Origin of the sequence: Thalassospira sp. GB04J01, from assembly GCF_000751115.1 — a bacterium.
In the GTDB taxonomy this organism is placed as follows: Bacteria; Pseudomonadota; Alphaproteobacteria; order Rhodospirillales; family Thalassospiraceae; genus Thalassospira; species Thalassospira lucentensis.
In genome coordinates this window covers 1-21,259 of record NZ_CCDX020000021.1, presented here as the reverse complement: position 1 = coordinate 21,259, position 21,259 = coordinate 1, and the positions used below count along the sequence as shown (strand labels likewise).

The 21,259-nt window shown below is 51.2% G+C and carries 19 protein-coding genes; 1 reads left to right on the top strand and 18 read right to left on the bottom strand.

The annotated features are described in order from the left end of the window. Positions 1–555 precede the first annotated feature (555 nt). From AMM48_RS20795 to AMM48_RS20710, 18 genes are all read right to left on the bottom strand, one after another. Complete coding sequence (locus AMM48_RS20795) at positions 556–1,467, bottom strand: flagellin (RefSeq protein WP_102785626.1); 912 nt, start codon at positions 1,465–1,467, stop codon at positions 556–558. Between the two features lie 12 nt (positions 1,468–1,479). Continuing rightward, positions 1,480–3,201: a flagellar hook-associated protein FlgK gene (gene flgK, locus AMM48_RS20790; protein WP_102785625.1), complete on the bottom strand. Its 1,722-nt coding sequence runs from the start codon at positions 3,199–3,201 to the stop codon at positions 1,480–1,482. A 27-nt stretch (positions 3,202–3,228) separates the two neighbouring features. Next, entirely contained in the window at positions 3,229–3,651 is a 423-nt protein-coding gene (locus AMM48_RS20785; RefSeq protein ID WP_102785624.1) for a hypothetical protein, read from the bottom strand. A 12-nt stretch (positions 3,652–3,663) separates the two neighbouring features. Further along, entirely contained in the window at positions 3,664–4,959 is a 1,296-nt protein-coding gene (flgE, locus tag AMM48_RS20780) for a flagellar hook protein FlgE (protein ID WP_102785623.1), read from the bottom strand. After that, entirely contained in the window at positions 4,956–5,678 is a 723-nt protein-coding gene (locus AMM48_RS20775) for a FlgD immunoglobulin-like domain containing protein (protein ID WP_158246501.1), read from the bottom strand. Before AMM48_RS20775 ends, flgE begins: the two co-directional genes overlap by 4 nt. Before the next feature lie 152 nt (positions 5,679–5,830). After that, positions 5,831–6,049 (bottom strand): hypothetical protein, encoded by a 219-nt coding sequence (locus AMM48_RS20770; RefSeq protein ID WP_102785621.1) that lies wholly within the window; start codon positions 6,047–6,049, stop codon positions 5,831–5,833. A 671-nt stretch (positions 6,050–6,720) separates the two neighbouring features. Further along, a complete protein-coding gene (locus AMM48_RS20765; protein WP_102785620.1) occupies positions 6,721–6,954 on the bottom strand; it encodes a hypothetical protein in 234 nt (77 codons plus the stop codon). A gap of 117 nt (positions 6,955–7,071) precedes the next feature. Beyond that, entirely contained in the window at positions 7,072–7,602 is a 531-nt protein-coding gene (locus AMM48_RS20760) for a sigma-70 family RNA polymerase sigma factor (RefSeq protein ID WP_158246500.1), read from the bottom strand. Positions 7,603–7,686: 84 nt separating this feature from the next. After that, positions 7,687–8,151, bottom strand: a complete 465-nt coding sequence (locus tag AMM48_RS20755; RefSeq protein ID WP_102785618.1) for a flagellar protein FliS — start codon at positions 8,149–8,151, stop codon at positions 7,687–7,689. Beyond that, entirely contained in the window at positions 8,144–9,820 is a 1,677-nt protein-coding gene (gene fliD / locus AMM48_RS20750) for a flagellar filament capping protein FliD (protein WP_146030435.1), read from the bottom strand. The genes AMM48_RS20755 and fliD overlap by 8 nt, the downstream gene beginning before the upstream one ends. 77 nt (positions 9,821–9,897) lie before the next feature. Beyond that, positions 9,898–10,716: a flagellin gene (locus AMM48_RS20745; protein ID WP_102785616.1), complete on the bottom strand. Its 819-nt coding sequence runs from the start codon at positions 10,714–10,716 to the stop codon at positions 9,898–9,900. 964 nt (positions 10,717–11,680) lie between these two features. After that, the gene (locus AMM48_RS20740) at positions 11,681–13,075 is read right to left on the bottom strand and encodes a M20 family metallopeptidase (protein WP_102785615.1); all 1,395 of its coding nucleotides are present in this window, start codon (positions 13,073–13,075) and stop codon (positions 11,681–11,683) included. Positions 13,076–13,140: 65 nt separating this feature from the next. Next, positions 13,141–14,727 (bottom strand): gamma-glutamyltransferase, encoded by a 1,587-nt coding sequence (locus tag AMM48_RS20735; protein WP_102785614.1) that lies wholly within the window; start codon positions 14,725–14,727, stop codon positions 13,141–13,143. Next, a complete protein-coding gene (locus tag AMM48_RS20730) occupies positions 14,724–15,689 on the bottom strand; it encodes an oligopeptide/dipeptide ABC transporter ATP-binding protein (protein ID WP_102785613.1) in 966 nt (321 codons plus the stop codon). The genes AMM48_RS20735 and AMM48_RS20730 overlap by 4 nt, the downstream gene beginning before the upstream one ends. Then, positions 15,689–16,702, bottom strand: a complete 1,014-nt coding sequence (locus AMM48_RS20725) for an ABC transporter ATP-binding protein (RefSeq protein ID WP_102785612.1) — start codon at positions 16,700–16,702, stop codon at positions 15,689–15,691. Before AMM48_RS20725 ends, AMM48_RS20730 begins: the two co-directional genes overlap by 1 nt. 10 nt (positions 16,703–16,712) lie before the next feature. Beyond that, the gene (locus AMM48_RS20720) at positions 16,713–17,636 is read right to left on the bottom strand and encodes an ABC transporter permease (protein ID WP_102785611.1); all 924 of its coding nucleotides are present in this window, start codon (positions 17,634–17,636) and stop codon (positions 16,713–16,715) included. A gap of 1 nt (position 17,637) precedes the next feature. After that, positions 17,638–18,555, bottom strand: a complete 918-nt coding sequence (locus AMM48_RS20715) for an ABC transporter permease (protein ID WP_102785610.1) — start codon at positions 18,553–18,555, stop codon at positions 17,638–17,640. A gap of 25 nt (positions 18,556–18,580) precedes the next feature. After that, positions 18,581–20,098, bottom strand: coding sequence for an ABC transporter substrate-binding protein (locus AMM48_RS20710; protein WP_102785609.1), 1,518 nt, complete (start codon positions 20,096–20,098; stop codon positions 18,581–18,583). Between the two features lie 179 nt (positions 20,099–20,277). On the opposite strand from AMM48_RS20710, the gene AMM48_RS20705 reads away from it, so the two are divergent. Next, positions 20,278–21,057 carry an IclR family transcriptional regulator gene (locus AMM48_RS20705; protein WP_102785608.1) on the top strand — a complete coding sequence of 260 codons (780 nt, stop codon included), beginning with the start codon at positions 20,278–20,280 and terminating at the stop codon, positions 21,055–21,057. Positions 21,058–21,259 lie beyond the last annotated feature (202 nt).

Below are 21,259 nucleotides of genomic sequence, written 5' to 3'. Positions count from 1 at the left end.
GCAGTCAGCTTTCCAAGGCTCTGACGAAACTTTTCAAACCTGATTTAAGAAATGAAACATTTCATTGAGAGAAGATTCTGCTCTTTGTTCTACGTGCCGAGTTCCACATGATCTTCAAGCAGTAGAAAAGATGTTCGCTAGGGTTCTGGTTGGCACAAAAGCCAACATCATTATGGTTCGGAGTTTTGAAACCGATTTTACAATCCTATTGTCAACGTTGACGGAGTAAATCAGTCTCGTCGTGCACTCTGGCAGATAATTTTAGAGCGATCGAACTGGTCATGCCTCTTATTCAGACGGAACGCACCCAACCGATCCAGACAGATCTGCTACCACTCAACGAATTCATAGACGAGGTTTATGGTGTTTTTCGCGCAACAAACTACACCGTGAAGAATCGTTGTCTCGTCTGAGAAGTTCCGTATGAACGCGGAAGTGAAGAACCGATTTGACGAAGTGCACACTATTCTAAACGAACACGGTAGGATAGCCCGCTATTTTTCGTCATTCCTGTGCCTTGTACCGCAACTCTACGGATGTAAATGTCTATTGAAGCTAACGCAGATAATCGAACAATGACATGTCGGCTAGTTGCGAGGTAATCGAATAAGACGCCTCCAACTGAATCGAAAGAGTTTCGATAGTTATCACCGCCGCGGCCAAATCAACTTCGCCGAGATCAATGACCATTGCTTCGGCAGTCAGTTGAAAGTCAGTATGCATGTCAACAATATTTGACAGTTTGTCCTGGGTGTAGGAAACTTGGTTTTGTAATTCGGCGATACCTGAAGCAGCACTTTGGAGTAATTCTGCGGCTTCCTGCAACGAATTCTCATCAACCGGATTCGTGCTGGCATTGGCTGCAAGATTGAAAGCGCGCAAAGTCTGCTCGAACACATCATTGTCAGCAGTGATGCCATATTCAATCATCGTACCATCGGCGACCTTGGCCGAGGCAATGTCGCTATTACCGGAATAGTAACTGGTATCAGTCGTGGTCGGACTGGTCATGGGCGGATAGTCGGCACTGTCCACGGAAACCGGCGCACTGTCGGTCGCCGAACCAGCATAGATATAACGGCCTTCATATTGCATATTCAGAAGGGATGCTAGCGTTTCAAGCGCGGCAGAAGCCGAATCATTAATGCCATAAGCATTGTCGGCACCGGTGCTCAGTGCTGCTGAAATGTCGGCGGTCATGTCGCCAATAAGATCGACCATGTCGTTAAGCGTGGAATAATAAACTTCCACCCGACTTTGGATGTTTTCTGCAATATCGGCATAAGCTGAAGATTCCGAAATTTCAGCACTGAGCGTCGCGATCAAGTAAGAGCTGTCTGACACTCCGGAATAAGAATTCGATTTCTGCCCAGAGCTTTGCTGTTGGGTCGCTTCCGCAAGCTGGGTCTGGACAGAGCGTATTTGGCTTAGCATGTTTTGTTGCATTGCTGCGGTGGAGACTCTCATATACCCGATCCTTTACCTAACAGCCTCAAGCAACGTATCCATCAGCGATTGAGTGATTTCCAAGACAGCGGCTGCTGCCTCATACGCACTTTGAAGATTGGACAGCGTCAACGCCTCCTCGTCGGTGTTCACGCCATATTGGTTGGAAAACCTCTCAATAAGATCGTCATACTCCCCGGATGCAATACCAGCATCGGTTTCGGCATTTGACGATTGCTGTGCTACATCAGACAGGATTTCCGACGCATAATCTGACAGCGTAGTCTTGGTCGATCCAAGATTTCCCGCCTGATCAAAACTGACATTCTTGTCAAATATATCGGCAAGGGCCTCCGCTATGTCGGAACTCCCCGACGAAATCACCTTGTCGCCAACTGCCAGTGTATTGTCATCCGATCCGGATCCGGTCGGCATCAAGCTGGAATCATCTAGCCAGGCAGAATTCACCGAGATGTCCGATGCACCGGCACCGGTAAACATGTCATTTAACCCGAAATAATCGGAAAAACCCTGATCATCCTCCCCGACGACCGCATCCATATTCACGATAGACACCCCGTAATCTTCATCGGAAGACGCAATGGACAGCGTACCGTCCGCATTGACTGAAGCGCTCAGATTGGCAGATGAATTGATTTCATCGACCAGTTCCTGAACGCTGGTAATGCCGCTGAGATCAATTTCAACTATCTCAGCCCCATTTCCGTTTTCGTCCGTCGCCACAATACGTACCGTGCCCGTCCCCGAAAATGCGTCGGTCAGACTGGTGGTTTCACTGCCTGTCAGTTCTGCAGGAGCCGGGTAGGATGTTCCCCGATTGATCACCGAATTTACCGTGTCCATCAGGGTAACAGCAAGATTGTCAAGCTCAGCCTGAATTTCGGGCAGGGTTTCATCACGCAACTCAACCAGCCCTTCCAACTTTCCACCCGAAATGTCGTCCGTGATCGACTTACCATTGACCCTGATGTCACTGAAAGTCGTATCAGCATCGACCGCGCCCGCAGCATTGTATTCAAGTTCCTGAACCTGACTACCTACAACCAGCGTCCCGCCAATATAGATCTGCGTACTGTTCGAGGAGTCCGTATAATAGGTGATATCAACCAATTCGGAGAGTTCCCGGAGCGATTGTGCGCGAGCATCTTCCAGTTCGCTTGAAGACAAGGTCGAAGTCGTATTTCCCGACAACTGATCGTTATAGGACTGAATTTCATTGAGTAGCACGTTGATCTGGTCGACAGCCCCCTCAATCGCGTGGTCGGCACTGGCACGTTGTTCCTGTACCGTATCACTCAAGCTGTTCAATTCATCAGCCATTGCCTCGGCATTACTGAGAGCCGACGTTTTTGACGACTGACTGTCAGCGCTTGCTGCAAGGGAGGCAATGGCAGTTTCCAGGTTGGAAATCAGGGTTGAAATTGCCCCGTCATCGCCCACTTTTCCAAACGCACTGGCAATCAATTCAAGTGGATCGGGAAAAACCGCAGCATAGCCGCTTTTAGATGCGGCATCATTAATCGATCTGACAAGGTAACTGTCGACTTCGGACCCGACCGAGGTAACGGTTACACCCGTGGTCCTGCCGATGGTTACACTGCTGGTCAGATTGGGCGACTTAGCGGTGTAGCCTTCGACCGACGCATTGGCGATATTTTCCGAAGACACGTTAATCCCGGTTTGACTTGCCAGCAGGGCACTTAAGGCAGCGGACTGTGCTGAGCGGATGGACATTGCTTTAACCTGACGATTACGGAAGAATCACATCTTGATCGAGACGATTTTCTGATTGGGGTTACCGCACAGACCTCCACGCTGATTGTAAGAGGTTGCATCATCTCCCGCTGTTGCAGCACAACCAGCCCGGATGCGCTTCAGGCAAGCTTCGCGCTTTGCCTTGAGCCGCACGTTATTGCGAGCAAGTTTGCTGCCCAACATCCGGACCAGATCAAGGTCGATGATGATGCCCGCATGTGGGTCTTCCGGATTGGTCTGACGTTGGGCCTGAAGCTCACCCTGCAGTTCTTCCTGAAGCAGGGTCTTTTCGCAGGTGATATCAGGCAACAGGTCATACTGCGCCTGTTCCAAAATGCGCCATTCAACATCAAGCAAATCGTTCAGCCGGGTGACAATGCTTACAACCGCATCGCAGTCCTTGGGCATTCCGATGGTATGTGCAGTCATATCAGTCTCCCGTTAGCGCACTGAGGAAATCAGGGTCTCATACATATCACCGGCCGTAGAAACGACCTGGGCAGCAGCCGAATAGGCCTGCTGGGCGACTATCATTTTGGAAAATTCGGTGGTGGTATCAACGGTAGAGGCTTCCAGCGAGTAATCTGAAATCGTGCCTACACCGCCATTGCCTGGCGCCTTCAGCACATAGTTACCCGAGGTATTGCTTTCCTTGTAAACCGTATCGCTATAGGCGGTCAGGCCATCAGGGTTGGGGAAATCGGCCAGAACAATCTGATAGACCGGTTCACTTCCACCATTTTCGTAGGTGACGGAAAGCACACCATCCTTGGCTATAGTGACTTCGGCGATTTCGCTGTAGTTCGAGCCGTTCTGACCAACGGAATAAAGCGTCATGCCGCCGTCTTCCTCTTTCGAGGTATACTGTCGCAGCCCGTCATCATCACCGCTTGTCCCCAAGTCGGTCACGATCGTGCTGTCGGATGCCCCGGTGGTCCAGTCAGTGACTTCAAGCGTAGCATTATCGGTCACGTCAGTACCGGTATTGTCGGTGATCGAAGACAGGTTACCGTCACTATCAAAAGTGATCGTCAACGGCCCGCCTGACGACGTTCCGGTTACCGTCGTACCATCGGATGTCAAAACCGGATCGGAATAGTCCAGCTCCCATTCGTTGGAAGCGGTCTTGGTAAAATTGTAGGTCACCGTATGGCTGGTACCAAGGCTGTCGAACACCTCGACATCGACAGAAAACTCATCGCCAACTTCGGCATCAGCTGGCAGATTGGCTACGATGGAGGTTTCGGTCGTGGCTTCCGCTGACCCCGTTAAATCTGAGAGATTAACCCGAGAAAGGGCGCCGTTACTGGTCGGAATGGTCCCATTTTCGGGAGTCCCATCTTCATTAAGCCCATACCCCATGAGGTAATAGCCCGAACTGTTAACGAGATACCCATCCTTATCGGGCGAAAAATCGCCAGATCGCGTGTAATAGATGTCGCCGTTGGAATCTGAAACCACAAACAGCCCTCCCCCCGATACGGCAAGGTTGCTTGCCATATCGCCTGACTGAATCAGTCCTTGCGAGCTAATGTTGTGACCCGTGTAGGTAATAACACCATTCGAATATCCCTGGGTAGTCGACCCTGGTGTCGTAACCAGAGAAGAAAAAGACGTCTTGCCATCTTTGTACCCGACGGTTTCGCTGTTTGAGATGTTTCCCGAAATAACACCAAGGGATGTCGATTGCGCATTCAGCCCCAGAATGGCGGAATTAAGTGCACTACTCAGGCTCATTTTCTTGATCCTTCTTCTCTGGAAACCGTTCGAGTACCCTGAACGTCAGAGATCGGGATATCGACCCCGTTGACATACAGGATCGCCTCGTCACCGGTGAGGTCGAGCGCAGACACGACACCGGTCATCAGGATTTCGGAATCCACTATATTACCGTCAGAATCGGCGGCCTCAACTGACAGGGTGTAGGTTCCCGAATTCAGCGTAGTACCGTCATCTGCGGTGCCGTCCCAGATGAAATTGTTGGAACCTTCTGCCCCGCTTTCGGTCGCTTCATAAACGACATTTCCATCCTCGTCGGTCACAGTAATAGTCACATTGGAGGCATCATCCTCCAACACGTAGTACCATTCAGCCTCACCGTCCTCGAGCGGAGCCTTGTCACCCGTCGCGACGATATCGGTACCGAGATAAGACTGGGCAGCGCTGTCATTGACAACGCCTTGAAGCACCGCAAGCGCTTCAGAAAGACCTGAAAGCAGACCGTTATTTTCCTCGGCCAGTCCAAGCTGCTCAAACGTGGCAAGCTGGGTCGTGATTTCCGAAACGTCCTCGGGATCACTGGGGTTCTGATTTTGCAAAGTGGTGAGCAACAACGACATATAGGTCTCATAAGTCGAGCTTTCGCCCTCCGTGGAGGAGGTCGTGTCAACACTTGAATTCGACGATGACGTCGAACTGGTCAGGTTATTATATGTTAGGCTGCTGAGATAACTCATCACCATCTCCGAATAAAAACGACTTAAAGGCGTCTATATTCTTTTTCACGCAGGAGACGATGAAAACTGGCGCAGGAAAATGTAGTCTCAGAAAAACAAAACAGGGCTGCGAGTGCATCTCTTTGTTTCTGAGTGATTTTAAGTGATGGACTCTATTTCGCAGGAGGTGATGACGTCAGTATTCCACCGGAATGGAGAGTCAATTGATTGCGATCTTCAAGTGAGAGCCTCACCGCGACATTTGCCATGCGATCAAGAACACTTTCAAGTTTGCGCCCAATGTCATCTTGAATCTTGGCAAATGCCGAGTGAATTTCGGTGTAGGTTGAATCCTTGCGCAAAAGCACATCACGCAAGTGATCATAACGCACCTGCCCTTTGCCCTTTGCCTTTTGCCTTTTGCTTCAACATTGGAAATGGCATCCTGAAACTCCGTATCGAAAATTACTTGTCCTTCTTTACTCAACCGACGGCGGATTTCGGTAAGTATACGGGAAAGAGAAGCATCATCCCCCTTGCCAAAGAGGGTAGTTGAAGGAGGAAGCGTCTCTCTCTGTGAGAACGCCATCCCTCCGGTCAGGAACACCAGCTAAAATCCCGATTAAAAACAAATTGATTGCCAACGATACCCACAGCATTTTCAGAACAGTCGAAACACGGTGCAGGACAAAGTTCATTATTTTGCCTTCCGTACACCGGTAGATTGGCCAACAGACACAGAAAGTTCGTAAACCAATTGATCTTCAAGCGCAGTAATCAGAAGAAGTTTTCCAACTTCGGCATTAGCCTGATCATCTTACTCGACCGTCAGACTTATCCCGATAACGAATCCCAACAAGATACAAAAGACTACACAGGCACCAGATAGCGCTCGGGCAGAAATAGAACCAAGTAAACGGCTCATCAAAGTTCGGCTGTGTTGTTCAGGATGATTTTTTGCCACAGAAACGGATTTTGAATCCGGCTCAACAGGATAGTTTGTCAGCTCCGTTTCTTTTTCATCGGCAACCGATGACACATCCAAGGATACTGTGTCATCTTCTCATGTTTCTTGCTCATCAATCTCGGCAAAAATGTCATCAACCGCCTGATGCTTGCCCATTGGCAAAGAATCGTTTTCCAGCAAATCTTCTACAGACTTCAAGGAACGCAGGAGTTCGGCCGCCTCGGCATCATCTTCAAGTAATTTATTAGCGTCTTTTCGACACGATGTCGGCCAGGAATTCAAATCCCAGCCATACTGATCCAGTAGCTTTTCAAAACGCTTGATTTTCACAGCACACCGCTATTGTTTAGGACGAACTTACCTGTTCGAACGGGACACAAGGCCCTGCTACGCAGCTACGATCATCTGACCACGCTGCATAAGCTAATCATCTAGATTACTACAGTATCAAAATGCTTTCAACTCTTCACGTAGGCGTTTGCGCGCCCTTTTCAATAAAGATTCCATTGCATTGACCGAAACCCCCATGATCATCGCGGCTTCTTGATTAGACAATTCCCTATCGTAAAACAGGTTGATGGCAACTTGTTGTTGCTCGGACAGTTTTTTAATGGCGGCCCTCAAACGTTGAAACTCCTGGTGTTGAGCCAGTTTTTCAACCGCTGACATGGACTCATCCGGGATCGTATCAAGGTCTTCACCCTCTACCATCCGGGGCTTACGCTTGAAATCAATCACCCGGTTGACAGCCACCCGATAAAGCCAGGTTTTAAAAGTTGCACCACCATTGGGCTTCCATTTTTTGCGATGCAACCAGACCCGAACAAACACGTCCTGCGCGATGTCCTCTCCGTCACCATTAACAATGCCCATGCGACGCGTAATACCGATAATCCCGCGATAGTAACGCTCGACAAGAACGCGATATGCGCTCTTGTCGCCTTTCATCATCATCGCGACCAGTTCATTGTCATCCATCTCTGTCAGAACAACCTTGGCAGTGGCCGTTTCAGACAGGCTTGTGCTTATCGGCATTGTGCTACGAAGACCTGACAAATGTCCTCACAACACTTTTCCAATCATCGTCCGAGCAGTCTGCTCCCCAGGCGATGAAGTTACTTCTGGTTTTGTGAACTTTTCCCACTGCCTAGCAAGCGTTTGGAGATTGCCATCGACAATCTCGTAGCGCTCTTCCATGGAGCTATCCTTGCGACGATGCTGAAGCAATTTAACCATCCGGGCATAAAAGGCAAAGAGATCCCGCGACAATTCAGGTGCCGTATTCGGTGCAACAACAGCCTGAAGTGCCTTTAAACGATTAATAGCAATCGCCTTTTCCTTATTTTCAAGGTCAAAGCGTTTTTTCTGGCGATGTTGCAAGGCAGCACGCAGATGCTGACGCGTGCGGGTAATGGCAACCACCATCATTGATATGGGGGACGTGGTCCTTAGGGCATTATTGTATTGTGCTGCGGCACCAGAACAACGATAAGCCTGCTGCCCAGCAGGCTCTGCATGATTAGTCATTATTTCCCCACAAGGCTTGAAGTTGTTCTCGCATCAACTGAAGTTGATATAACTTTGTTTCAATAGCTGAATACCGGTCAACTAGTTTGGCAACGTGATTTTCAGCGTCAGCAGTAATATTATCAACTTCGTCCTCCAGATTGTCGACCTGTACGCTCAGACGATCCTGACGGCTTGAAATCAAACCATCTGCGCTGTTCGTATACCGATCTAGGGTTGAGTTCAGCTCATAGGCTAACCCGCTGGAAATACTAACTTCCACACTCTCGGAATTGCCCCCCCCGAAAAACAGAGTTAGTCCTTCATATTCGGTCCCCTCGGCCCCGACGAGTTTGTTTCCATCAATCTTAAAAATGCTGTCGTTGCCATCTACACTGGCTGAGGAGACATTCCCATTGGCATCCACTTCAATATCGACAGTAAAGGTACCAGTATAGTTTCCATCAGCTTCGGAAACCAACAAACTGTCGGAATCTGCTTCGCCGGAAAAGGAGAAGAGATCGGCAACAGCGTCAAAATCCGATATGATCGCGTCTTCGAGTACTTCCTCATCAATTACGAGATAATTGCTATCATCAAATGCGATCCCCATTGAAGCAAGTGTTGCGTAAGTATCGCTACTGCCATTGAAGGACAGGGTATTATAGACAGTCGACATGATTGAGCTTAGCAGTGAATCTCCGAAAAGAACTGCGTCCTCGCTGGCTCCTTCGCCAGCTTCGTATGCCTGATTGGTGAGAACAAAACTGCGCAGTTTGTTATAAGCATCAACAAAAGACTTGATCGCCTCATATGCGGAATTCCCGTCCTCTTCGATTTCAAGAGTGACTTCACTCCCCTCTTCCTCGGCATAGAGATACAGGGTTACACCATCAATCACGTCATCAATAGTGTTGCTGCTGCGCGTAAATTCGACACCGTCTATTGAGAAGACCGCTTGATCGGCAGAAACCAATTCGTTGCTATATTGCCCATTTGCATTAAGAAGTCCCAAAGCTTGGGCTATACTGATGTCAGCCCCTCCCATATCGAACTGAATTTCCTGTCCGGTATCTATTGCGGAAAGCACCAATATGTACTCATCGTCGGAAATTTTAAGCACGTTTGCTGTAACGCCGGAGAGATCGGACTCCTCATTGATCGCATTTGCGATATCTTTGAGTGTCATATCTTCTGTAACTTCAATATCGACGCCATCGTAGTTTGCCCCGGCTGCGACATTAATCGAACCATTCAAACCGAGACTTTCCGTCGCACTGTTGTAAGTCTTTCCTCCAAGTTTATGGTTGGTGGCGAGTTGTTTTACTTCAAGAGTATATTTCCCCGATGCAGCCTCATTATCAACTTGAACCCCGACAACATCGGAGGCATCTGTATTTGCATCTGACGAGGACAAATAAGCTGACTTTTCAACCCAGACATCGTCACGAAGGCGATCAAGTTCAGGCTTTGCCGTCAGAGCTTCTGCAGCATTCTCGAGAGCCTCAAGCAAATCCTGCAAATCCTTAAATGCAGCAACTTCAAGCTCAAGTTCATCTATCTCGACCTGGACTGTATCTGCGACCGCCATATCGGCATTATAGGCCTCCTCAATCAGCGCCTCAGTGTCCAGATCAGTCAAACCTGTAGACACATAACTTGACGAGGTCATTGGATTGATAGTCGTCACATCACTCCCCTTTCCCGAAAGAGAAGAAAACCAGGGTCACCCGGGGAAACATTCCCTTGGATGGCCCTGATCACGGGTTAGTTCAACAGACGAGAGAGCTTCTCAAGATTCTCATTCGAGACCGATAACGCTTGGAGCGCAGAGTCCATTTTCACCCCAAGCTCGGTCTGTTCTGCACTCAAGGCCGCGATATCTGCATCCATATAAACTCCCATCGCAGCTTCAAGGTTGGTTTGGGCCGTTTCAATATTGCCTGCTGCGTAGTCGAAACGAGACATTAAAGCACCGACCTCCGCCCGACCTGCAGATACGACGGTGACGGCAGCCTCAATCGCAGCCAACTCAGTTGTCGCATTTGCTGCGTCAGTGAGATCGCCAGCCAGCCCCAGAGTTGCAGCATCAAAAGCCTGCGTAGACAGGTCAACAGCAATCGGAGCCACGGAAGAATCTGCTGAAACGGTAAAGTTCTGATTATACGTACCGTCAAGCAACGAAGTATCGAAATAGGTTGTCGAATTGACGATAGAATCAATCTGAGCCACCAATTCCTGATATTCACTATCAAGGTATGCGCGTTCAGTATCTGTTACAGACCCTGATGCTGCTTCGGACGCAAGCTCGTACATGCGCTCCAAAATGTCACCAATCTCTGAAAGACCGCCATCAGCCGTTTCAAGGATTGCCGTGGCAACTTCTGAGTTATTACCGGCTTGCTCCCAAGCCGCATAGTCAACTGACATTGCTGTATAAACAGCAAGACCTGCCGCGTCATCTGAGGCTGAGTTGATAGACTTACCGCTCGACATAGCAGTAAGTACAGAGCTCATCTCGTCACTGGTCTTGTTAAGGTTTGATACCGCAAGGGTTGCAGCCATATTCGTGTTAATACTCGCCATCTTTCGATCTCCTATATGGAACCGGCTAGGTTTGACATACCTGCCCAACGCCCCAGATCGGGCCGTTACATATTTTCACGGGAGGGTTCTGAAAAACTGGCGCGCGCATTTAGTTTTTTTGCTAACCGCATGAAACACTATAATTTTTGATGAAGAACAATACTGCGTCTTATAGCCGCACACAGCTAGTTGAAGATAATTCACCATTCTACAAACAATCAAAAGACTATCTGCGTTACTTAGCTACCTAACGGTGCTTCTGATGGAACGATAGGTACACCAACGAGACATCCTCATACACCTCTGCAACTCTTCTGAGTCTACGGCAAATGGGACCAAACCTTCTCGCGACATTCGAGACCCAGCTCACATACTACGCAAGTCATCCAAGCGACTTAGCATAGGCTGAGCTGCGTGCCCTTGTAGGGCAACTCACTTTGGATTTTGAGGATATCTCTAAAAGCACTGCGCTTAACAAAACACCCCACTGGCTTTCGCCGAGCGGGGTGTCTTTTTTGGTCTAGGGCTTTGTTATATCTCGCACAGGAGCGATTTATAACAGAAGTGGTTGCGGGGGCGCGCAATTAACTACGCTCTCTTACCCCCAATGAACCCCAGACTACTTTAATCTGCGATCAAAGTATCAATTTCACGCAAAACCTCATTCTCCTCGCGCAACCAATATATAATCCACAACTTCCATATATCGAGCTAGATATCCACGCCTAACTATCTGGCTGACAACAATTTCACTCTTTCTGCTAGCTCAAAAAATATACCAAAACCTTCACCGACATATGAAAGCCAGAATAGCACTTCTGCTCTTCCGGCTTTCATCATTCAGGAGCCAACGGTAGATCTCAGCTCCATCACTGTACCATCGGCAATTCCTTGCAGTCGCCTTCAGGCGTCCATTCCATCGGATAAAGCGTGCAGTTTGCAGCGGATATTTCTTTTGCCCCCGTCATGATCGGGGCCCAGCTATGTCACCAATATCCCAGAACACACCGGCCATCATTTGCAGGGCCTGACGGCTGAGGCTTTGCAGGATGTGTTCATTAGGCGCATGTTGTGAACATGACGCATAGGAATGCGGCACCCAGACGGTTGGCATTTCAAGGATATAGGCAAATGTATCGTTGGGTAACGATCCACCGAGATTGGGCAACACCGCCGGTTTGATGCCGGTGGTTTCGGTGATTGAATCACGCACACGGATCACCCATGGATGGGACGGGTCAAGCCGGGTTGCCCGGAAGAAACCTTTTGTCGATGGAATGATTTCAATATCCGTGAAGCAGTGTTTATCAAGGTGACGGCGCAACGCCGGTAAAATTTCATCCGCGTCCGTTCCGACCACATACCGCAACTGGCAATGCGCGATGGCTTCGGGCGCGATGGCATTCACCGGTTTTTCCGGATTGCCGGCCTTTGCGGCCAGGACAGCAAAGCTGTTCCAGCCATAGACCTTTTCCGCCAAAGACAGGCTTTCCTCACCCCAATCAGGGGCAATGCTCGGTCCGGATTCGGATTGGGTGATTGGACAATCCTTAAGGGCCTCGCGGACTTCATCACTTAGGCTATCGGGACGCCATTCGGGAATCTGAATTTGGCCACGTTCATCAACTATCGACGCAATCGCATGTGACAATACGATCGTCGGATCTTTGAGCAACCCGCCCCAGTTCCCCGAATGATGTCCGCCGTCGCGATATTTCAGCGAAAGCGCAAAATTGATAGCCCCCCGCGACCCCATGAACATGGTCGGGCGTTCAGCACTAAGGCGCGGGCCATCGGATGCAATCAGGACATCGGCAGCAAAAAGGTCGCGATAATTGGTAAACAGTTCGGCAAGGCCGGGCGACCCCGCCTCTTCGCCCATTTCAATGATCACCTTGCAGTTAAAGCCCAACGCGCCGCGTGTCTGAATGACCGACCGCAGGGCCGCCAGATTAATGCAATGCTGCACTTTGTTATCCGCCGTACCACGCCCGTAAACCCGATCACCTTCAATCACCAGCTTGAAAGGCTCAAGTCCTTCGCGCCATTCGCCTTCCTGTGCGAGGATCACATCGCCATGCCCGTATGTCAGGATGGTCTGCAAGTCATCACCTTCGCGGCGTTCGGCAAACAGAAACGGTCCGAAACCGGGCTTGGGATTATCGATGATGCGGGTTTCAAACCCCATATCGCGCACCATCGGAACAATCACATCGGCAAGATAGCCATAAAGCGCTTCTAGATTGTCGGGCTTCTGGCTTTCGGTTTTCTGTTCGACCATTCGACGCAGTTCGTCGATGAACTGCCCATCCTCGAAATACCGGGTGACATTTTCGATAGCATCAGCACGCGTTGACATTGATTAATCCTTATTATTTCCGTTACGCCATCAAATCCTTAAGGGAATGGCGGCGCTTGTGCGTTTCACGACCCATTCCGATTTTCGGCCACGGCATCGCCCCAGGGGGACATGATTTCAGTCATGCCCTGATTGATCTGTCCCTGACGAAGTACGCCAGCCGGGCAGGCAAAGGCATAGGGGAAAGCGGTTCGGCGTGTGGTCACGTAATGATGGCGTTCCCCAAGGACAGCAACGATATCGGGCGAAAGGCTTTGATCAATAATCACCGTATCGCCGCCGCTGAAATCGACCCGCGCCTGATGAAAAGCGTCTTCGAGGGTCATATCGAAATCCATCAGGCAGGATGTTAGTTGCAGGATGGCTGGCAAAATCTTGCGCCCGCCGGATGCCCCGATGGCAAAACGCCGGTCCTTGTGCTGCCCGATGACCGGGCAAACATTCATTAGACAGCGTTTGTTGGGGGCTAACGAGTTTGGCCTTCCCGGTTCAGGGTCGAACCACAGGATCCCGTTGTTCATCAAAAGCCCGCTTCCGGGCAGGACGACCTTAGAGCCGAAGATCGATAGCAGCGTTTGGGTCACGGTAACCATATTACCGTGTCGGTCTGTCACACTGAAATGCGTGGTGCAGGCAGGGGCGCGGCTGTCATCGACATCGCCCATTTCGCGCAAACGGCGTTTATAGGTCGCCTTAAGCGCGTCAACATAGGCGGCGTAGGCATCCACCCCCGGTTTGGTGCCTTGGAGTTCTTGATGTGATAGAATTTCCAGACATTCGGCAAGGTTTTCACCCGCCGTCATCGCAGGCGGGGTAAAGATCGTCCCTCCGCGATAGGATGTTGCCAGCGGGTCAGCCAAAACAGCCTGATAGGATTTCATGTCGTCAAGGGACAAGCAGCCGCCGGCTGCCGCAACATCGGCAACGATTTCAGCCGCAAGATCGCCTTCGTAAAATTCGCGTGCGCCTTTATCGGCAATGCGCTGCAGGGTGTTTGCCATTCGGTCAAGATTGATCCGCTTGTCCGAAAGCGCTGTCCATCCGGCAATGGTTGGCCATTGTCCGTCTTCAAGAAAGGTCTCCGCCGCCGTTGGGTTCTTGGCAAGTTCGCGGGTGCTGGCGGCGATGATAAGGGCGGCATACCAATCAACCGACAAGCCACCTTGCGCAAGTTTTGCCGCAGGTGAAACAAGATCGCGCCACGGCATCGTACCAAACCGATCAAAGGCAAGACCCATACCGGCAACAGTACCGGGTACGGCAATCGCAGTGGCACCAATCTGGTTGCGATCCCCGACGACGCGTTGCCATGGGAACAGATCGCCTGCGACGCCTTCGCCTGATATCGGATAATCCGCAACATCAAGCCCGGCGGGTGAGCGCATGCCAAAGGTAATGGTATAGGTCCGGTCCTCGTCGGCGCGGTAAATTACCATTGCACCGCCACCTGCCGGGCCGCTCATCCAGGGTTCGACCACGCCCATGGCAAAAGAAGTCGCAATCGCAGCGTCAATGGCGTCGCCCCCTGCGGCAAGAATGTCTGCCCCGACCTGTGCGCCGTGCTTATGCTGGGCCGCGACTACACCACCATTTTCGGCGGTGACGACGTTTTTACGTACCGACTGCATGTTGGAAAAATTGTCGCGGATCATTGAACCGCCCCTTCGACCAGATGACATTCAACCCGTTTGCCCTGATGAAGGGTCGCGACCGGTGCCTTGGTCGAACATATATCAATCGCCCGCGGGCAGCGTGGATGGAAATGACATCCACTAGGCGGGTTGATCGGGTTGGGAAACACTGCTCCCAATTGGGTATCAGGAACGCCAAGGGACGGGTCGGGCGTTAAAACAGATTCCAGCAACGCATTGGTGTAGGGATGATCTGGGCCCGCAAAAAGCCGCGATGCATCGGCTTCTTCGACGATACGGCCCAGATACATGACCGCCACCCGTGTCGCCAGATGTTCGACCACCGCAAGGTTGTGGCTGATGAACAGATAAGTCAGCCCGAATTCATTGCGCAAATCGGACAGCAGATTAAGGATCTGCGATTGTACCGAGACATCCAGGGCCGACGTCGGTTCATCGCAGATGACGATTTCCGGGCGCATTATCAGTGCGCGCGCAATGGCGACACGTTGACGTTGCCCACCTGAAAGCTGGCTTGAATAACTGCGCAAAACCCGCTTGGGCAAACCCACGACATCAAGGATATCGGTAGTTTGCTTATCCCAGTCGCGCGGATCGCCCACTTTGTGCACGCGCAAAGGTAACGAGATAATGTCGCCGATGGTTTTGCGCGGGTTCAGCGATGAATAGGGGTCCTGAAAAATGGGCTGAATGCGGCGCGCTAGATAGGCTCGGTCATGGGTGGTGATGTCTTCGCCATCGACTAGGACCCGGCCCTTTGTTGGTGTTTCCAGTCCCAGCAAAATACGTGCAAGGGTACTTTTGCCACAGCCGGATTCGCCGACCAGTCCAAGGACCTCTCCCTTTTGTAATTTTAGAGTCAACTCGTCAACTGCGCGAAGGTCCTTGCGTTTGCCAAAGATGCCTTGCTTGATCGAAAAGATTTTAGAGACGTTATCAAGTTCAAGAACCGGAACGGACATTATGCTTCCCCCGATTTTGGCTGGTTCATCGACGGGGATGCGGGCCCATCATAATCGTGAACACAGCGATAAAGGTGCCCTGCCGACGAAACCCGCGCGGGAATGTCGGATGAACATTGCGCGGTTGCCTCGTCACAGCGACTGCGGAAAGCACAGCCGACCACATCACCGATAAGAGACGGCACGATGCCGGGGATCGACCCCAGATGTTCCCCCGCAGCGGTTTTACCCGGCACCGGAATACAATTAAGCAATCCGCGGGTATAGGGGTGCTTTGGCGCAGTAAAGACTTCGGCGGTGCTGCCCGATTCAACCATTTCACCGGCATACATGATGGCGACCTTGTCTGCGACGCGGGCCACCACACCGAGATCGTGGGTAATCAGGATCATCGCCATGTTCAACTCACGCTGAAGATCCTTAAGCAGGCGCAATATCTGGGCCTGAATGGTGACATCAAGGGCGGTTGTCGGTTCATCTGCAATGATCAGATCCGGTTCCCCCATTAGGGCCATGGCAATCATCACGCGCTGGCGCAGACCGCCGGAAAGCTGATGGGGATATTGTTTCATGCGGTTGGCTGCCGCCGTGATCCCGACCTTTTCCAGAAGTTCGATGGCACGATCACGCGCAACTGGCTTGGAAACCTTGCGATGAAGCAAAAGGGCTTCCATCAGTTGATCCCCAATCGTATATGCCGGATTAAGCGAGGTCATCGGCTCCTGAAAGATCATCGAAATCCGGTTACCGCGCAGTTTGCGCATATCGCGCTTTGACGCCGTTTGAAGATCGACCCCCTCAAAATCAAGAACCTGCGCCGAACGTTGGGCCTGCTTGGGCAGAAGGCCCATGATCGCAAGCGAGGTCAGGGATTTGCCACTGCCTGATTCACCCACCACACAAAGGGTTTCACCCCGCTTCACATCGAAATCAATGCCTCGCACGGCATGCAGCGTTCCGGCCGCCAGCGGGATATCAACCGTCAGGCCGCGAACAGAAAGAATATTTTCCATGCTGATGCCCCTAGTTGCGGTTTTCAGGTGCGGAAACATCGCGAAGACCATCGCCCAGCAGATTGATCGCCAGAACAAGGATGAACAGCGCGACACCGGGGATGGCAATCATCCATGGCTGGAACAGAAGCATCTGCTTGCCTTCCGATACCATCAACCCCCAAGACGGTGTTGGCGGCTGCACCCCGAGGCCCAGGAACGACAGGGCCGCTTCCAACAAAATTGCATGCGCCATTTCAAGCGTGACAATCACAATCAGACTGTTTGTGATGTTCGGCATGATTTCGCTAAACAGGATGCGCTTGGTCGAACAGCCGATAGCCTTAGCCGCGGTGACATATTCCATGGATCGCAATTGCAGGGTGGCGGACCGCATCACGACCGCGAACCGGTCCCAAAGCAAAAGACCAAGAACCGTAATCACGACTTCAAGCGAACCGCCAAACAGCGCAACCACAGCCAGCGCAACCAGAACCACGGGCATCGCAAGACGCACATTGATCAGAAAGGTGACACAGGAATCGACACGTCCGCCGAAATAACCGGCAGCAATCCCCAAACTGGTGCCGATAATGCCGGAAATCAGGGCCGCAATCGCCCCGATGGCCAATGAAATACGTGCGCCATAAAGCAGACGTGACAAATAGTCCCGCCCCAGATGATCGGTACCAAGGATGTTGTCCCAGCTGCCTTTGGCATCCCATACCGGGGGCACTATCCGGTGCATCAGGTCCTGATGATAGGGATCATAAGGTGCCAGAAGGGGCGCAAAAAGCGCCATCAGGAAGATGCCCAGAAGCACGATAGCACCAAACATCAGCCCCTTGTGACCAAGAACCTTGGTCACCAAAATCTGTCGTGGTGTCGGGCCGCTCAGGACTTCGGGTTCAACCTTGGGTGCGACAGCATGGATGGTTTCGGTCGTGTTGGTCATGTCAGCCCACCCTCATGCGCGGATCAAGCCACGCATTCAACAAATCCGACAGGAAGGTGAAGACGATATAGAACATCGAAAACACCAGGATCAAGGCCTGCACGGTTGGTAGATCGTTACGACCAATGGATTCCCATGCCAGATAGCCCGCGCCATGCAGGGCAAAGATCGATTCAACGACAATCGATCCGCCCAGCATGAAGCCCATCTGCACGGCGGCCAGACTGACAACCGGGATGATTGCGTTGCGAAGGGCATGCTTGAACATGACACGGAATTCACCCGCCCCCTTGGCGCGTGCGGTGCGGACATAATCCGCACCGAGCACATCAAGCATCCCGGCACGGGTCAGGCGCATAATGGCCGGCATGGCGTAATAGCCCAGCACAATGGTTGGCATCACAAAGTTCTGCCAGTTGTCCGAACCGGAAGGCGGCAGAAGGCGAAGCTTGATACTGAACAGGACAATAAGGACCAGGCCAAACCAGAAACTTGGCATGGCCTGCCCCATGACCGAAAGGAACAAGGCAATTCGGTCAATGATACTGTTGGGGCGAACGGCGGCGGCAACGCCCAACGGAACCGCCGTTAAAAGCGCAAACGAGATTCCGCATAAGCCAAGCAACATCGTGACGGACAGGCGATCAGCAACCAATTGTGATACCGGCAATTTGAAGTAATAACTTGTGCCGAAATCCCCCCTGATCGCATTGAACATCCATTCGCCATACTGAACGACCCATGGTCGATCAAAGCCGTAATATATCCTTACAGCTTCGATATCATCGGCATTTGCCGTTTCACCCGCAATAGCTGCCGCAGGATCCCCAGAAAGATAGAGAAGCGCGAAGCTAAGCATGGAGACCGCAAGCGTAACCAGCAAGGCCAAGCTAAGCCTTTTTAACGTATATACCAACACCGTTCTGAACCCCTGATCCGGAGGATTATTTCCAGCTCATCTGGAAGAAGCGCGGAATAGCATCCGTGGTCGGTGCATATTCCAGATCCTTGGTGAACACGTAGTTCGAGTTATAGGAGAACAACGGCAACCAATAGGCTTCTTCCGCTATACGCTTCAGCGCTTTGGAATAGTATTCCTTGCGTTCGTCAGAATCGACGGAACTGTCGGCAACATCCAGCCATTCCTTGACCTGCTCATCTTGCGCACTATCAAGACTGCCGAGCTTGAAATACTGGCTGACGATCGCCGACGCATCGTTGATAGAATAGGAACCCCATGTCTGGAACGACATTGGTACCTCGCCCTTCATGCTCAGTTCACGCAATGCCGAATATTGCAAAAGCTTGAAATTGCTTTTGATACCGACCGCTTCGAGATACCCCAGCATGGCTTCGGCATATTCGCGGTCACGATAGGCATAGAAGTCGATCTCCAGCCCGTCCGGATAACCAGCTTCGGCTAGCAGTTGCTTGGCTTTTTCCGGATTGTAATCATAGACGGTAACGTCCTGTTCACAGCCAAACTGCGACGGGAAGCAGGCCGAATTGACCACACGGGATTTCCCCTTAAGCATCGATGCAACGATGGCTTCGCGGTCAATGGCATGAGAAATGGCCTGACGCACAAGTCTGTTGGTGAACGGGTTGTTTTCACCGCTGCGACCAGCCGCATCAAATTGCAGATAACCGATGCGCATCGTGCTTTCATTGGCAACCGTGAACTCGCCCATAGCCGCCAGACTTTCGGCCTGATCTGGCGGCACCTGCCAGACCCAGTCCAGACCGCCGCTGAACAGTTCGGCCGCCTGGGTGTTGAAATCAGGAATGGTACGAATATCGAGACGACCGATATTGGCCTGCCCCTTCGGGCTGTCCTTGTGATAATTTTCGTACTTCTCCAGCACGAAATGCTTGCCCGGTTCGACCGAAACAACCTTGTACGGACCCGTTCCCACCGGATTAAGTCCCATGCCGGTCGGACCGACTTTCGCGTAGTATTCGTTGGGGTAAATCGACACCGGCCCGGCGAGATATTCGATAGCCGCGGGGAATGGCGCCTTCAGGTGAATGCGGACCTTGAATTGGTCAATCTTTTCAGCACTTTCCATCCAGTTGACGTTGCGCTGGGTTTTCACCCCGTTCTTTTCGTCCGCAACCCAGTTAACGGTCGCGACCACATCGTCCGCATCGAAAGGTTCGCCGTTGTGGAAGGTAACGCCCTGGCGAAGATTGAATTCAAGGGTTTTGTCATCAACCCATTTCCAGTCCGTCGCCAGATTTCCCTTATACTCGCCGGTGTAAGGATCGCGATAAACCAGCCCATCCCAGATGGAGCGTTGCAGGATGACGCCTTCACGCGCAGAGTTGAAATAACTGTCGACATTTTCAAGTTCTTTGGAGAACGCGACATTGAGGGTATCGTCAGCTTTGTTGGCAGCAGCTGTTCCAGCAGCAGCCATGGCGAGGGCAAAGATTCCAGCCCCCTTAAGGATCTGTTTCATTATAGCCTCCTGATATGAATGCCCCGCTTCACAATATTTGCGGCAAGACACATTAGATGCATTTAAAACACCTTGTATTATATTATAATACAGCGTACTGTATATAACTACGATAAGGCAACTGAAAGCTGGATGTCAACCAGCACGTTTGTCATTAAAAAACCTGAGGAAATGCGACCATGACGGATGCCAAAGCCCGGCAGCAGGACACCCTTTTTGTCACATCCCTTGAAAAGGGCATGCGGATACTTGAGGCTTTTTCCGAAGATAAAACCGAACTCGGCCTGGGCGATCTTGTGAAGGTTACCGGTCTTGAAAAGAGTGCGGCACAGCGATATGCCAATACGTTATACGAGCTTGGTTATCTGGAAAAGAACTCGGAAACACGTAGGTTTTCGCCATCTGTCAAATATCTGGAAATGGCGTACAGTTATCTATGGGCTGATTATCTGGCGCAGTTGGCAATGCCGCGTTTGATCGACCTAAGCCGCCAAACATCACAAACCATCAACATGGCCGAGCCAATCGGAACCGATATTATTTATGTCGTGCGCATGCCCAATCACCGCACCAATTTCGGGGCTTCGGCGATTGGCCGACGGGTACCCGCACTTGTCGCTTCATCGGGGCGCGTCATCCTGAGCCGCCAGTCCGATCAGGCCATCCGTGACGCGGTAAGCAATTGGCCAACCCGGCAATACACCCAGCGCACAACGATGGATCGTGGGGCCATACTCGACAATATTCTTATGGCACGCGAAAAGGGATATTGCACCACACAGGGGCAGGTTTTACCCGATGAAGTCAATGTTGCCGCCCCGATATGCAGTATTGACGGAATACCGGTTGGCGCCATCCACTGTTCTCTGCCGTCGATCCGCTGGACCATCGAACGTGCGGAAGCGGAAATTGCCCCGCTTGTTGTTGAAGCAGCCCAATCTATTGTACCATCAAGATAAACGGCGCCAACCTTGCACAATCAGATGATTGATGCAGCGGAGACCAGCCCATGGCACATCATCTAAAATTCAAAATTCTGAGATTGTATATAACCAAACAAAACACCCCGCTCTGCGAAAGCTGAGCGGGGTGTTTTGTGTTTTGTTTTTAGTCTTTGTCATATCTCGCACAAAAGGGAGTTATAACAGAAGTGGTTGCGGG